Source organism: Streptomyces sp. NPDC031225 (genome assembly GCF_055570355.1).
Window position 1 is genome coordinate 74,500 of sequence record NZ_JBVIHJ010000008.1, and the last position, 14,692, is coordinate 89,191.

The 14,692-nt window shown below is 72.1% G+C and carries 9 protein-coding genes; 6 read left to right on the forward strand and 3 right to left on the reverse strand.

Annotated elements, in window-relative coordinates; genetic code table 11:
- Positions 1-28: 28 nt before the first annotated feature.
- Both ACZ48Z_RS15770 and ACZ48Z_RS15775 read right to left on the reverse strand, forming a co-directional pair.
- Positions 29-1,621 (reverse strand): solute symporter family protein, encoded by a 1,593-nt coding sequence (locus ACZ48Z_RS15770; RefSeq protein ID WP_468736399.1) that lies wholly within the window; start codon positions 1,619-1,621, stop codon positions 29-31.
- Positions 1,615-2,049, reverse strand: a complete 435-nt coding sequence (locus tag ACZ48Z_RS15775) for a DUF485 domain-containing protein (RefSeq protein ID WP_468736400.1) — start codon at positions 2,047-2,049, stop codon at positions 1,615-1,617. Before ACZ48Z_RS15775 ends, ACZ48Z_RS15770 begins: the two co-directional genes overlap by 7 nt.
- A 509-nt stretch (positions 2,050-2,558) precedes the next feature.
- Here ACZ48Z_RS15775 and ACZ48Z_RS15780 point away from each other — a divergent pair.
- From ACZ48Z_RS15780 to ACZ48Z_RS15805, 6 genes are all read left to right on the forward strand, one after another.
- On the forward strand, positions 2,559-4,100 hold the full coding sequence (locus ACZ48Z_RS15780; RefSeq protein WP_468736401.1) for an acyl-CoA carboxylase subunit beta: 1,542 nt from the start codon (positions 2,559-2,561) through the stop codon (positions 4,098-4,100).
- Between the two features lie 47 nt (positions 4,101-4,147).
- Positions 4,148-5,878, forward strand: a complete 1,731-nt coding sequence (locus ACZ48Z_RS15785; protein ID WP_468736402.1) for a fatty acyl-AMP ligase — start codon at positions 4,148-4,150, stop codon at positions 5,876-5,878.
- Entirely contained in the window at positions 5,875-9,849 is a 3,975-nt protein-coding gene (locus tag ACZ48Z_RS15790) for a beta-ketoacyl synthase N-terminal-like domain-containing protein (protein ID WP_468736403.1), read from the forward strand. The genes ACZ48Z_RS15785 and ACZ48Z_RS15790 overlap by 4 nt, the downstream gene beginning before the upstream one ends.
- Before the next feature lie 22 nt (positions 9,850-9,871).
- Positions 9,872-10,795, forward strand: coding sequence for an alpha/beta hydrolase (locus tag ACZ48Z_RS15795; RefSeq protein WP_468736404.1), 924 nt, complete (start codon positions 9,872-9,874; stop codon positions 10,793-10,795).
- A 122-nt stretch (positions 10,796-10,917) separates the two neighbouring features.
- Positions 10,918-12,150 carry a PucR-like N-terminal domain-containing protein gene (locus ACZ48Z_RS15800; RefSeq protein ID WP_468736405.1) on the forward strand — a complete coding sequence of 411 codons (1,233 nt, stop codon included), beginning with the start codon at positions 10,918-10,920 and terminating at the stop codon, positions 12,148-12,150.
- Positions 12,151-12,231: 81 nt separating this feature from the next.
- Entirely contained in the window at positions 12,232-12,873 is a 642-nt protein-coding gene (locus ACZ48Z_RS15805) for a cutinase family protein (protein ID WP_468736406.1), read from the forward strand.
- 64 nt (positions 12,874-12,937) lie between these two features.
- On the opposite strand, the gene ACZ48Z_RS15810 is transcribed toward ACZ48Z_RS15805, so the two are convergent.
- A complete protein-coding gene (locus tag ACZ48Z_RS15810) occupies positions 12,938-14,650 on the reverse strand; it encodes a hypothetical protein (protein ID WP_468736407.1) in 1,713 nt (570 codons plus the stop codon).
- Between the last annotated feature and the right edge of the window lie 42 nt (positions 14,651-14,692).

Here is a 14,692-nt window from a genome sequence, read left to right on the forward strand (position 1 = left end):
CGTTTTCCGGAAGGCGGGAGGAAATCGGCTAGTCGGCACCGACAAGGGCGCGCACTTCGAAGTCCTCGTATGTCTCCTTTGTTTCGGGACGGCTGAGTATCGAACCGAGCCAGCCGAGGGCGAAGCCGGCCGGGATGGAGACGATTCCGGGATTCTGCAAGGGAAACCAGGCGAAATCGGCGTCCGGGTAGAACGAGGCGGGCGCGGAGGAGACGACCGGGGAGAACACGACGAGCAGGACGGAGCAGAGCAGACCCCCGCAGAGGCTGAGGAGGGCGCCCTGCGCGGTGAAGCGCCGCCAGAAGAGGCTGTAGACGAGGGTGGGGAGGATCGCGGACGCGGCGATGGCGAAGGCCAGGAAGGCGAGGGTCGCGGAGTTGGCGCCCCAGGAGATGAGGGCGAGCAGCATGCCTAGGATGCCGATGACGGCCGCAGCGAGGCGGGCCACGGCCAGCTCCTCCGTCTCGGTGGCCCTGCCCTTGCGGATCACCTCGCCGTAGAGGTCGTGGGCGAGGGAGGAGGCGGCGGCCAGGGTGAGGCCCGCGGCGACCGCGAGCAGGGTGACGAAGGCGAGGCAGGACAGCAGGGCGGTCAGGACGGCGCCGCCCAGTTCGTGCGCCAGCAGGAGCACGGCGGCGTTGCCCGTGCGGTCCTTCTGCGCGATGGTGTCGCTGCCCAGGGCGGCGGCCGCGCCGAGTCCGAGGACGCCGGCCGCCAGGCAGACGAGACTGACCAGGCCCATGGCCCACACCACCGAGGTGCGCAGGACGTCGACCGACTTCGGGGCGAGCAGCCTCATCATCACGTGCGGGAGGGCCGCGAGGCCGAGCACGATGGCCAACTGGAGGCTGAAGAAGTCGAGTTTGCTGGTGACGCCGGCGCCGTAGCGGAGCCCGGGCTCCAGGAACCGTGCTCCCTGCCCGCTGTTGTCGGCGGCGGCGGCGAGCAGGTTCTGGAAGTTCCAGTCGAAACGGTGGAGCACCATCACCGCGGTCACGGTGACGCCGGAGATGAGCATGACCGCCTTGATGACCTGGATGAAGGTGGCTCCCGGCATGCCTCCGATGGCGGCGTAGACGATGACAATGGTACCGATGACGACGACGCACAGGGTGCGGGTGGCAACGCTCGGCTCACCGGTGAACTGCGTCAACAGGGCGACGCTGCCGACGAGTTGGGCGACCAGGTAGAGGGTGGTGATGACCAGCGTGCACAGCGCCAGGGCGAGCCGGACCGGCCGCTGCATCCGCGACAGGCGCACCGCCAGGGTGTCGCCGAGGGTGAACTTGCCCGTGTTGCGCAGGGGCTCGGCGATCAGCAGCAGGACCATCATCCAGGCGACCGCGGTGCCGCACAGGTAGAGCAGTCCGTCGTATCCGGTCAGGGCGACCAGGCCGGTGCTGCCCAGGAGCGTCGCGGCCGACAGGTAGTCCCCGCACATCGCCAGCCCGTTGCGCAGCGGGGACATGGCGCGGTTGCCGAGGTAGAACTCGCCGATCTCGTCGCGTTGGGGTGCGGTCAGCAACGCGGTGAACAGGGTCACGACGACGACCGACAGGAAGAGCACGAACGTCAGTTGCAGGCTGAGGCGGTCCGTGACGGAGGCGCCGAGTGTCACCACGGGCGGAACTCCTCACCGCGGGGGGCGGTGCGCGCCTCGAAGGCCGCGCGCTCGCGGTGTGTGCTCCCGTGGTGGCGGGCCAGGCCGCGCAGTCCGCGGACGACCGGGGTGACGTGGGTGCGCATGTGCACGAGGTACCGCCACGCGATGACACCCATCAGCACGAACTGTCCGAGGCCCAGGGCCAGGCCGATCGTGAGGTGGCCGCTCAGGGAGGTGTTCATCAGGGCGGGCAGGAAGCTGGACAGCAGGACGTACAGGAGGAATCCGCCGACGGCCAGTGCGGTGGCCCGGACGCCGAACCGGCGGTGGGTACGGCGGAGCGACTGATAGGCCGGTTCCCGCGACACCGTCTGCCGGTCCGCCGGTCCGGTGCCTGGTGGGTAGGGGGGCGGCGGCCCGCCGAGCCCCTTGGAGTGCCATGACACATGCACCTTCTTTACTGCCGCGCCGGCCGTCGCCACAAAGGCACGCCGGAGTCATGCACGGAGCGGACTTGTGTGGGGGCGCGAATCTGGAATTCCAGTGATTCGCATTTCGTGCTCGACGACGAGCCCCGCGGGGCGGCCGGCCGGTAGGTCGAGGGGGACGACAAGGTCAGGACCGGGATTGTTGCAGCGCCCCCGTTGAACTATCAACCGGCCGGTCGAACGGAATCGACGGCCTGACTCATTCACACGCTTCGATACATGTACTCGCCATCGCACGGCCTGCGAAAAGGCCGACCTGCGGAATAGGTCTGCACCTTCTCTCCGGCCAGTTTGTCTCAAATGCAGTGCACAGACGACGCCTTGGCCGTACCCGGGCCCTTGTCACCCACGGAGCAAGGCCGGCCCCTCGGGACTCACCTCACGCAAACAGAACCGCGTTCTGCTCGACACGCCTCGGGGCGCTGCCATATTCGAAGGCCACTTCGGAGGTGGTTGTGACACTTGAGGTGACCTCGACACGTCTGCCCGACCGCACCGCCGACCGCGTCCTCGCACTCGAAGCCCGCCGGGCACAGGCCCTGGCCGGGAACGGGCCGAGAAGACGGGGCAGGTTCGGCGCCCGGGAGCGGATCGATCTGCTGCTGGACACTGGATCGTTCACCGAGACCGGCCTGTTCGTGCGGGCCCGCCCGGCCGGGGACGGTGCCCGCCGCCCCTACGGGGACGGTGTGATCACCGGATACGGCACGGTCGACGGCCGTCCCGTGTGCGTGTTCGCCCAGGACTCCACCGTCTTCGGCGGCAGCATGGGCGAGGCCTTCGGTGAGAAGACCGTGGCCCTCATGGACCTCGCCATCCGAACGGGATGCCCGGTCATCGGGCTCAACGACGGTGGCGGCGCCCGCATCCAGGAGGGCGTCGTCTCGCTCGCCCTCTACGCCGAACTGGTGCGCCGCAACGTCCAGGCGTCCGGGGTGATCCCGCAGATCTCCGTCGTCCTCGGCCCCTGCGCGGGCGGCGCCGCCTACTCCCCCGCCATCACCGACTTCACCGTGATGGTGGACGGCGCCTCGCACATGTTCGTCACCGGGCCCGACGTCATCGAGGCGGTCACCGGGGAACGCACCAGCGCCGAGGACCTGGGCGGCGCCCGCACCAGCAACTCCGTCAACGGCAACGCCCACTTCCTCGCCGCCGACGAGGCGGAGGCCCTGGACACCGTACGGGACCTGCTGTCCTACCTGCCCGTCAACAACCTGGAGCGGCCGCCGCAGTACGCCCCCGTGCCGCCCCCGGCCGACGTGGCGCTGGACGAGATCGTGCCGGACCGGCTCAGCCAGGCCTACGACATGCGGGACATCCTGCGGGCGGTCGTCGACGACGGTGAACTGATGGAGATCCAGGCGCTGTTCGCGCCGAACATCATCTGCGCGCTGGCGCTGGTCGAGGGCGCGCCCGTCGGGGTCGTCGCCAACCAGCCGCTGCACGCGGCCGGGGTGCTGGACATCGACGCCTCCGAGAAGGCCGCGCGGTTCGTACGGTTCTGCGACGCCTTCGGTATCCCGCTGCTGACCTTCGCCGATGTGCCGGGCTATCTCTCCGGGGTCCGTCAGGAGCAGGCCGGGATCATCCGGCGCGGCGCCAAACTGCTGTACGCGTACGCCGAGGCGACCGTGCCGAAGGTGACGGTGGTGGTGCGCAAGGCGTACGGCGGCGGATACGCGGTGATGGGCTCCAAGCACCTGGGCGCCGACATCAACCTCGCCTGGCCCACCGCACGGATCGCGGTGATGGGAGCCGAGGGGGCGGTGGGCGTGCTGCACCGGCGTGAACTGGCCGCCGCCGACGACCCGGAGGCGCTGCGGGCCCGACTCGTCGACGCGTACGAGAGCACCCACGGCACGCCCTATCTCGCCGCCGAACGCGGGTACGTCGACGCCGTCATCGCCCCGCACGACACCCGCGACCACATCTGCCGTGCCCTGCGCGCACTGCGTGGCAAGCGCGCCCCGATGCCGGAGCGCCGGCACGGCAACATCCCGCTCTGACCCGCACCCCGGCCAGCCGAATCCCGCGATGTGAGGAGCCGTACCCGATGCAGAGCCGCCGCCCCCCGCTCGCCCCCGCGTTCCGCAGCCTGCCGGAGTACGTGCGGCACTGGGCCGAAAGCACCCCCGACCGCCGGGCGTTCACCTTCGTCGACCATCCCGCGCCGCACTCGCGCGGTGTCCACCGCACCCTGACCTGGCGCCGACTGGACGTGCGGGTACGGGCGGTGGCCGCACGGCTGGCCGAGGAGGCCGAGCCCGGGTCGCGGGTCGCGCTGCTGTGCCCCCAAGGTCTGGACTACGTCACCGGGTTCCTCGGCGCGCTCGCCGCCGGCCTGGTCGCCGTTCCGATGTATCCGCCGGGTCTGCCCGGGCACGGCGACCGGCTGTCGGCGGTCCTGGCCGACGCGCGCCCGGCAGTCGTCGTGACGACCGGTCATTTGCTCGATGAGGTACGGGACTTGTGCGCCGACTCCGCCGCGCGGTTCGTCGCCGTGGACCAGGTGCCCGACAGCGCCGCCCGGGAACTGCCCCCGGTCGACGGCGAGATCGCCTACCTCCAGTACACCTCGGGCTCCACGCGCACCCCGGCAGGCGTGGAGATAGGACACGCCAACGTCGTCGCCAACGCCCGTCAGGCGCTGGGCGCCTACGGTGCCGACGTCCGACCGGTGACCTGTGTGGGCTGGCTGCCGCTCTACCACGACATGGGGCTCGTCCTGAGTGTCGCCGCCCCGGTCGTGCGAGGGCTGCTGTCGGTGCTCATGGACCCGGTCTCCTTCCTGCACGAACCCGCGCGCTGGCTACGGCTGTTGTCCGCGCATCCGGGGGCGTTGAGCGCGGCGCCCAACTTCGCCTACGACTACTGCGCCTCGGTGGTGACCGACGCGCAGAAGGCGGATCTGCGCCTGGACGGGGTCTTCGCGCTGATCAACGGCAGCGAGCCGGTGCGCCCCACCACGGCCGACAGGTTCCACGCCGCGTTCGCCGGTCAGGGGCTGGTGGCGGAGACCCACTGTCCGTCGTACGGGCTCGCCGAGGCGACGGTCTTCGTCAGTGCCGCCCGGCCCGGGAAGCCGTTGCGCCGGTTCGCGCTGGACCGGGACGCGCTCACCGAGGGCAAGGCGCTGCCCGCGCGGCCCGACGACCCCCGGGCCGTACTGCTGGCCGGCTGCGGTGCCCCGGCGGGACAGCGGGTGCGGATCGCCGATCCCGTGTCCCGTGCCGTCCTGTCCGAGGGGGAGGTCGGTGAGATCTGGGTGCAGGGCCCCAACGTGGGGCGCGGCTACTGGAACCGGGAGGAGCAGACCCGGCGCGTCTTCGGGGCCGCCCTCGCGGAGGCTCCCGGCGGCTGGCTGCGCACCGGCGATCTGGGCACGGTCCTTGAGGGGCAGCTGATCGTCACCGGGCGGCTCAAGGACCTCATCGTCGTCGACGGCCGCAACCACTATCCGCAGGACCTGGAGGCCACCGTCCAGGAAGCGCATCCGGCGGTACGGCGTGACCGGCTGGCCGCGTTCGGCGTGGCGGGCGGGGGCGGTGAGCGGGTGGTCGTGGTGGCCGAGCACGCGCGGACGACGAGCCTCGCCGAGATCGACGTACCGGCTCTGGTGCGGGGCGTGCGAGCGGCCGTGTCGGGGCGGCACGGGCTGCGGCTCGCCGATGTCGTCGTCGTCCCGCCGGGCACGGTTCCCCGCACGTCGAGCGGCAAGGTGTCCCGGGCGCTGACGCGTGAACGGTATCTGGCGGGCGTCTACGCGGCGGGCGGCGCCGCGTGAGGCCCGTGGACGCGGGTGCGGTGCGCCGGCTGGTCGTGGAGCGGGTCGCCGCGTGGACCGGTACGGCCGCGGCGGAGGTGCCGACGGACCGGCCGTTGGCGGACCTCGGCATGTCCTCGCGGGAGGCCGTCGTGCTGGCGGGTGAGCTGTCCCGGCTGACGGGCCGGGAACTGCCGGCGACGTTGCTGTGGGAGGCGCCCACCGCCGACGCGCTGGTGGCACTCCTGTGCCGGACGCCGTCCCGGACCGCCCAGGCACCGGCGACACCGACACCGACACCGACGGCTCTCGGCGAGCCCGTCGCCGTCATCGGGGTCGGCTGCCGCCTCCCCGGCGGCGTCCACGGACCGGCCGACTACTGGCGGCTGCTGACCGACGGCGTCGACGCGATCCGCCGGGTCCCCGAGGACCGTTGGCGCGACTTCACCGCCTTCCCGCCCGAGGACGCACTCGCGTACGGCGGCTATCTCGACGACGTCGCAGGGTTCGACGCGGACTTCTTCCGGATCAGCCCGCGCGAGGCGGCCGTGATGGACCCGCAGCAGCGGATCCTCCTGGAGGTCGTGCACGAGACGCTCGCCCATGCCGCCGTCCCGGCCGCCTCCCTCGCGGGCACCGCCACCGGAGTCTTCGTCGGAGTCTCCGCCCCGGAGTACGGCTCGCTCACCGGCGCCGACCCGGCCGCCGTCGACCCCTGGGCACCGGCGGGCGGGGCGCTGAGCGTGACGGCGGGCCGGCTGTCGTACGTGCTGGACACCCGTGGGCCGAGCATGGCCGTGGACACCGCCTGCTCGTCCTCGCTGGTCGCCGTGCACCACGCCTGTATGAGTCTGCGCACCAGCGAGAGCGACACGGCGATCGCCGCGGGCGTCAACCTGCTGCTCTCCCCCACCGTCACCGTGGCGTTCGGCCGGGCGGGCGCCCTCGCCCCGGACGGACGCTGCAAGCCGTTCTCACCGGACGCCGACGGCATCGGACGCGGCGAGGGCTGCGCCGCCGTACTGCTGAAGCGGCTGTCCGACGCCGAGCGGGACGGCGACCGCGTCCTCGCGGTCATCCGGGCCACGGCTGTCAACTCGGACGGCCGCTCCAACGGCCTCCTGGCGCCCAACCCCGCCGCCCAGCAGGCCCTGTTGACCACCGCCTGCGCGCGGGCCGGACTCACCCCCGCCCACATCGACTACGTCGAGGCGCACGGCACCGGCACCCCGCTCGGCGACCCGATCGAGGCGGGCGCGCTCGGCGCGGTGCTCGGCGCGGGCCGCGACCCCGACCAGCCGCTGCTGCTCGGCTCGGTGAAGTCGAACCTGGGGCACCTGGAGTCCGCCGCGGGCATCGCCGGGCTGGTGAAGACGGTGCTCGCCCTGCACCACGACGTCATTCCACCGTCCCTGCACTGCTCCGAGGGCAGTGCCCTGGACGACGTACGGCTGCGGGTGGTGTCCGAGGCCGAGCCCTGGCCGCGCTACGGCGGTTCCGCCACCGCCGGGGTGTCCGGGTTCGGGTTCGGCGGCACCAACGCCCATGCGGTGCTGGAGGAATGGCGGCCCGATGTCCTGCCCGCGCGCCCGGCCGAGGAACCCGGTGCCCGCCTCCACCTCCTGTCCGACCTGGACGAGGAGCGGCTGCGGGACACCGCGGCCCGGCTCGCCGACTGGGTCCGCACAGCGGCCGCGCATCCGGAGGACGTGGCGCGCACGCTGGCCGGGCGGGTCGGCCGCGGGAGTGCGCGGGCGGCGGTGGTCGCGCGGGACCGGGCGGAACTCGCCGACGGACTGGACGCGTTGGCCCAGGGCCGCCCACACGGACGGGTCGTGACCGGCGAACGCGATCTCGCGGGGCGCGGGCCGGTGTGGGTCTTCTCCGGGTACGGCAGCCAGTGGGCCGGGATGGGACGCCGGTTGCTCGCCGAGGAGCCCGCGTTCGCCGCGGCCGTGGAGAAACTCGACGCCGAGTGCGGGCTGTCCCTGTACGACCGTCTCGTGTCCGGGAGCGAACTCGACCGGCTGGAGGTCTCCCAGCCCGTGCTGTTCGGACTCCAGGTGGCGCTGGCCCAGTTGTGGCGTTCCTACGGTGTCGAGCCCGCCGCCGTGATGGGCCACTCCCTGGGCGAGGTGGCGGCTGCGGTGTGCGCGGGCGCCCTGGACGTGTCGGACGGCGCCCGGATCGTCGCCGTACGGGCCCGGCTGCTCAGCGGGTTGCAGGGCGGGGCGATGGCGGTCGTCGACCTGGACGACGGTGAACTCGACGCGCTGGCCCGGGACTTCCCCGGTGTGCACGTCGCCGTGCACTCCTCGCCCGGCCAGAAGGTCGTCACCGGTGAGGAGCGCGCGGTGGCACGACTTGTGCGGTGGCTGGAGGGCGAAGGGCGGGCGGCACGGTCCATGCGGGTCGTCGGCGCCGGGCACTCTCCTCAAGTCGAGCCTTTGTTGGCCGAGTTGACCGAGTCCTTGGCGGACATCGGAGGCAGACCGGCGCGCGTGCCCGTCTACTCCACCGTCCTGGACGACCCGCGCGGCGACAGTGTCTTCGACGCTGCGCACTGGGCCGCGAACCTGCGGCGTCCCGTACGGCTGGACCGGGCCGTCGCCGCGGCCGCCGCCGACGGTCACACCGCCTTCGTCGAGATCTCGCCCCACCCGGTCCTGGCCCGGGCAATCACCGACACCGCGCCCGGCGCCGTCGCGATCGGCACGCTCCGGCGGGACGCCGACACCGGCGCCGACTTCCTCACCCGGGTGGGGGCGCTGTACTGCGCGGGCGGCCGGCTGCCGCTCCCGGCCGGACAGGTCATCGATCTGCCCGCGCCCCGCTGGAAGCACGTGCGGCACTGGTGGACGGACGGGCGGGCGGCGGTGCCCACGAAGGTTCCGGGCCCGGAAGCACGGGCCGGCGAGGTAAGGGCCGGCGAGGTGCAGGCCGGTGAGGACACGTCCGTCGCCGCCCGGGTGTGCCGCCACATCGCCGCCGTCACCGGCCATCCCACCGGCCGTGTCACTCCCGGCACCGCGCTGGCCGACCTCGGCCTGGACTCCCTGATGGCGGTCCGGATCCGCACCGCCCTGGAACGCGAGTTCGCCGTCGAACTGCCCCTGCGCGAACTGCTGGGCGCCCGCACCGTCGAGGAAGTGGCCGGTCGCCTCCGACCGGCTCCGCCCACGGCCCTGACACGCCCTCTCCGCGCCACCGGCTCCCTGCCACCCCTGTTCCTGGTGCACGCCGCCGGCGGAACGACGGACGTCTACCGGGCGCTCACCGAACGCCTGGGCGGCGAGCGGCCCGTGCACGGTCTCGAACGCCTCGACGACGCCCGCACGGTGACCGAGAAGGCACGCCGCTACGCCGAGGCCGTCACCGCCGTCCACCCCGACGGGCCCTGTCTGCTGGGAGGCTGGTCCTTCGGCGGCTTCGTCGCCCAGGAGACGGCACGTCACCTCACCGCCGCGGGACGGGACGTACAGCTCGTCGTGCTGATCGACTCCGTCCGGCCGCTGCCCCGGCCGGACCGCACACCGGCCGACCGGACCCGCGACCACTTCGAGGGGTTCGCCCGCCACGTCCACGACGCCTACGGGGTCCGGCTGGAGCTGCCGTACGACGACCTCGTCGCGATGGCCGACGACGCCGAGCGCATCGACACCGTGCTGCGGATCCTGAGAACGGCCGCCGACGTGCCGCCCGCCGCCCTTCAGCACCAGCGCGCCTCCTACCTGGACCTGAAAATCGGCGAGGCGCACCGGCCGGGCCGCTACGACGGGCCGGTGGTCCTGTACCGGGCCACGGAGCCCGCTCCGCACACCGTGCGTGATCCCGCCTACGAACGCGACGACGAGGCACTGGGCTGGGACGAGGTGTGCCCGCGCCTGACCGTCGTACCGGTCACGGGGCACCACCTGTCGCTGCTCGATGCGCCACACGTCGACGAGATCGCCGCCCACCTGGGGCGGCGGCTCGCCGAAGGGACCCGCTGAACGTGATCCGAGGAGAGCCGCCATGCACCGTCGCACCACCGGAGTGTCCCGACGTACCGTCACCAAGGCCGCGGCAGGTGCCGGTCTCGCCGTCCTGTTCGGCGCCCGGAACGCCTCGGCGCTCGGGTCCCGCACCGTCGACGTGTCCGTGCCCTCAGCCGCCCTGGGCCGCAGCGCGCCGGTACGGCTGATCCTGCCGACGGGGTTCGACACCCAGCCCACGCGCACCTACCCCGTCCTGTATCTGCTGCACGGGGCCCACGACGACTACACGTCCTGGACCCGGGAGACGGACATCGAGGCCTTCACCGCGGGCCGCGACCTGATCGTGGCGATGCCCGACGGGGGACCCACCGGGATCCCGACCGCCTGGCGCGGCGGGCCCGACTACGAGACCTTCCAGCTGTCGGAGGTCCCGGCGCTGCTCGCCCGCAGCTACCGGGCATCCGGGGTACGGGCCGTCGCGGGCGTGTCCACCGGGGGTTACGGCGCCATGGCGCACGCGGCCCGGCATCCCGGCATGTTCGCCGCGGCGGCCTCCTACAGCGGGATCCTCGACACCATGGCCCCCGGTGTCCCCACCCTGGTCGACGCCATCGTGGCCCGGGAGAACCTGGCCCCCGCCTCGCTGTGGGGCAATCCGTTCCTGAACTTGCTCACCTGGCGCGACTTCAACCCGCGCGACCGTGCCCTGGGGCTTCGGGGCACCGCCCTGTACGTCTCCAGCGGCAGCGGGCTCGCGGGCGGCACCGGCGACTGGCTGCCCGAGGCGTTGGAGAGCGCCCTGTGGCCCTCCGCGCACAGTTTCACCGACACGCTCGCGCTGTTGCGCGTCCCTGTCACGACCCACTTCTACTCGGGAGGCGGACACAGCTGGGCCTACTGGAAGCCGGAGTTCACCGCGTCATGGCCGATGCTCGCCCGTGGACTGGGGGTGGCGGAGTGATGTCGGTCCCGTCGGGGCACGGAACGCAACGCAGGGGTCGTCCGTCCAACACGGGACTTACCCCTCGCCCCACGGGCACCAGCCCGCGGGTGAGCCGCTTCCGGGTGAAAGGAGGGTCCCCCTTGGCCACCCCCGCCCCGCACGGGACCCCGAAGGACCTCGGCGCCGCACCGGTCCCGCCCGACCTGGCCGACCTGCTGCGTTCCCAGCTGGAGGAGGTCGCCGACGAGGTCGAGGAGGAGGTCCGCAGGCAGGTGCCCGAGTACGCCCGCCCGGCCGACGGCACCTACCGCGAGCACCTGAGAGCCGGTGTGGTGCAGGCGCTGACCCTGTTCGTCGACCACATCGCCGACCCGCGCGGCCGCGGGGACGCGATCGCGGCGACGTACTACGAGATCGGCCGCGGCGAGGCCCTGGAGGGACGCAGCCTGGACGCCCTGCAGTCCGCGCTGCGGGTCGGCGGGCTGCACGCCTGGCGGATGATGGGCCGTACCGCGGAGGAGGTCGGCCTGGACTCGGCGGCGGTGACGACGCTCGGCGAGCTCGCGTTCCGTACCGTGCACGAGGTCGCGGAGGCGGCCGCCGCCGGATACTCCGAGGCCCGGGCCCACAACACGGACGAGCTGGAACGGCGGCGCAGACGTCTGCTGGACCTGCTGCTCGGCGACGGACCGGTGGCACAGGCGGCGGTGCAGGATCTGGCGCACGGTGCCCGGTGGCAGATACCGGCGCAGGTCGCGGTCGTCGCGCTGGCGGCCACGCCGGAGCAGCGGGAGGAGGACTGGCCGCTGGTCGCCGCGGGAGCGCTCGTGGACATGGAGTCGCGGCCACCGCGGATGCTCATCCCGGATCCGGAGGGTTCCGGGCAGTTCGGGGGCCGGGCGTTCGGTCTCGCGCTGCGCGGGAGGCCGGCGGCGATCGGGCCGACGGTGCCGCTCACACAGGCCGCCCGGTCGCTGCACTGGGCCGGCCGGGCCCTGGGGCTGATGGGGCGCGGGATCCTCCCCCGGACGGGGGTGGTGCGCTGCGCCGACCACCTGTCGACACTGCTGCTGCACAGTGACGAACCGATGCTCGACCATCTGCGTACGCGGGCTCTCGCCCCGCTCGAGTCGGTGTCGGAGGGGCAGCGCGAGCGGCTCGCCGAGACATTGCTTGCGTGGCTGCTCAGCGGCAGCAATGTCCCCGATGTGGCCGCCCGTCTCCATGTCCATCCGCAGACTGTGCGTTATCGGCTGCGCCAGTTGGAGAAGGTCTTCGGTGATGCCCTGCACGATCCGGGTTCTCGCCTTGATCTCATTCTGGCACTCACCACCGCACAAAAGAACGAGGAATTCCTGAATTCCCGTCCATAACACCGGACACGGTCAGGCGAATACGTTCGGGTCATCCTTTCCACAGGCGTTCCACACGCCCCACCCTCAAAGGATCCCCCCATGCGTATTCGCTTGTGCCTCGCCGCGCTCTCGCTGGTCGGCGGAGCTTCGGTGGCCACCGTCGCGGCACCGTCGGCATCCGCCGCGGCCTGCTCGGACATCGACGTCGTCGCTGCCCGCGGCACGCTCGAGCCGGGCGATCTCGGCCTGATCGTCGGCGACCCGGTCTACTCGGCCCTGCAGAAAAAACTCACAGGCCGCAGTGTCACCGGCTACAAGGTGAACTATCCCGCGGACCTTTCCCTCACGTCGGCCGCGCAGGGCAACGCGGATCTGGTGAACCACGTGAACAGCCAGGCGGCCTCGTGTCCGAACCAGCGTTTCGTTCTGGTCGGCTATTCGCAGGGCGCGAACGTCGTCGACAACTCCATCGGCATCAGCAGCGCCGGTGCGGTGGTCGGCAGTCCCATCGTGGCCACCATTCCCGCAGCCCTGCAGTCACGAGTGGCCGCGGTGCTGCTGTTCGGCAACCCGATCCGGGCGCTCGGCAAGAGCGTCACCGGCACCTACCAGAGCCGCACCATCGACTTCTGCGCGAAGGGTGACCCCGTCTGCGAGGCGGGCGGCAACGACACGCTGGCCCACCTCGGCTACACGGCGAACGCCGACGCGGCGGCGACCTTCGCCGCGGGCAAGGTCTGAGTGACAGCGTGAGGAAGGGCCCGGGAGGAGTTTTCCTCCCGGGCCCTTCCTCACGCCGCCGGGGCTATCGGGGTGTGCGGGCGAACTGCGTCAGTGCGGTGGACACCGGCTCGGGCCGGCCGTTGTTCTGGACCGGCGCCGCCGTCAGCACGTCGAGGTGCTGGTAGCCGTCGGCGACCACGGGATGCAGATCGGCGGGGACCCGGCCGGCGAGCAGTCCGTCGCCCGCGAGGACCGTCAGGGTCGGGTTCGCGGTGAGCCCGTCGGGGTGCACGACGAGCCGCTTGACCTGCGGGGAGGTGGCCAGTTCGAGGTCGGTGACCAGCTTGGTCGGGAAGTACTGCTCGGTGAAGTCCAGCGGCTGCCCCGCCATGCTGCGCGCCAGCTCCTGGATGTCGGTGACCTCCTTGCCCGGCGCGGTGAACGGCGTTCCGTCCGAGGACCGGTATCCGGGGTCGTCGGGGTCGCCGACACGGTCGTAATCGCGCCACGTGTACAGCGGACCGTGCGGCACGGCCGGGATGGCCTTGTACTCGGTGCCGAAGAGCCCGGGCTGCTGCGAACTCCCATTGGCGGCAGGGAAGTTCTTGTCGGTGATCGGTCCTCCGTCGAAGAAGCCCACGCTGCTCTGCAGGAAGGCGAGCGGGACGGACTGGTCGTCCATCAGCGAGCCGAGGACGGCCTCGTTGGTGAGCCGGAAGTCCTTCACCGCGGGTGAGCCGGTGAGGAACGTGGCGGTGTCCTTGGAGAACAGGAAGCGGTTGGTGGCCTCGATGTTGGTGTCGGCGGGCAGATAGCTCGGCAGGTCGGCCTCGCCGCCCGGGTCCTGCAGGGCACCGACGCCCGCGATGGCGAGCAGGGTCATGGTCTCGGGGTTGAGCAGGACGGGCGCGGACAGTGAGCGCGGGAGCACTCCGCTGTCGAGTCCGGCCTGCACGACTCCGTAACCGAGGCCCACGTCGGGCAGGTTGGTGTCGTCCGGGATGCTGCCGCTCAGGTCGCCCAGCGAGGTGGAGACGGTGGTGTCGAGGGCGAAGTAGCCGGCGCACTGGTTGTGTCCCGCGTCAGTGGTGGTGGCGGGGTCGCCGTCGAAGTCGGCGGTGGCGAAGTATCCGGTGATGACACCGCCGAGCGAGTGGCCGCCGCACAGCACCTTGTTCTTGCGGACGCCCTGGTCGGGCAACTCGGCTGCGAGGAGGTCGTATTCGTCGCGGACGGTCTGCGCGATGCCGAGCTTCGCCATCCACCCGAGCCGGTCGTTGCCGACGAACCCGGCGAAGGTGCGGCCCGCGACCTGCTTGCCGCGGTAGTAGTAGTCGACGGCGGTGTGCTGGTCGCCGGAGGTGATACCGGTGGGGTCCTCAAGGCAGTTGGAGCGCCGGTCCAGGGCCCAGAACTCGATGTGCCGGCCCTGTTCGGCGGCGCGGGTCACGGTGTTGCGGGCGACACTGTCGAAGGCTCCGGCACCCTCCAGGATCCCCGGCTGGGCGACGAGGATCCGGTCGGCGTCGGCCGAATCCGCCGGGCCCGCCGAGGACCGGTAGCGCAGGTACGACAGCCAGTCGCACGCCGCCGGCCGCGCCCCGAACGACGCCGGCAGCGGTGCCTTCACCCGTACGACCGTCTCGGTCACTGCGGCGCTCGACGTCACGGCTGTCTCGGTGCGCGCACTGTCTCCCTGGGCATCCGGGGACGCCACGGTGAACGCCCCGGTGGTCAGCAGCACCGCCAGCGCTGCGGTGCGCCACGTGCTTCCTCTGCTGCGACTCGTGTTCATGCTGGGACCGTAGAGCGGCGCGAGCCGGGCTCCGGGTGGTTG

Excerpts from the sequence above, each read along its gene's own strand:
- ACZ48Z_RS15785 (WP_468736402.1), top strand. The coding sequence starts at position 4,148 with ATGCAGAGCCGCCGCCCCCCGCTCGCCCCCGCGTTCCGCAGCCTGCCG.
- ACZ48Z_RS15795 (WP_468736404.1), top strand. The coding sequence starts at position 9,872 with ATGCACCGTCGCACCACCGGAGTGTCCCGACGTACCGTCACCAAGGCC.
- ACZ48Z_RS15805 (WP_468736406.1), top strand. The coding sequence starts at position 12,232 with ATGCGTATTCGCTTGTGCCTCGCCGCGCTCTCGCTGGTCGGCGGAGCT.
- ACZ48Z_RS15810 (WP_468736407.1), bottom strand. The coding sequence starts at position 14,650 with ATGAACACGAGTCGCAGCAGAGGAAGCACGTGGCGCACCGCAGCGCTG.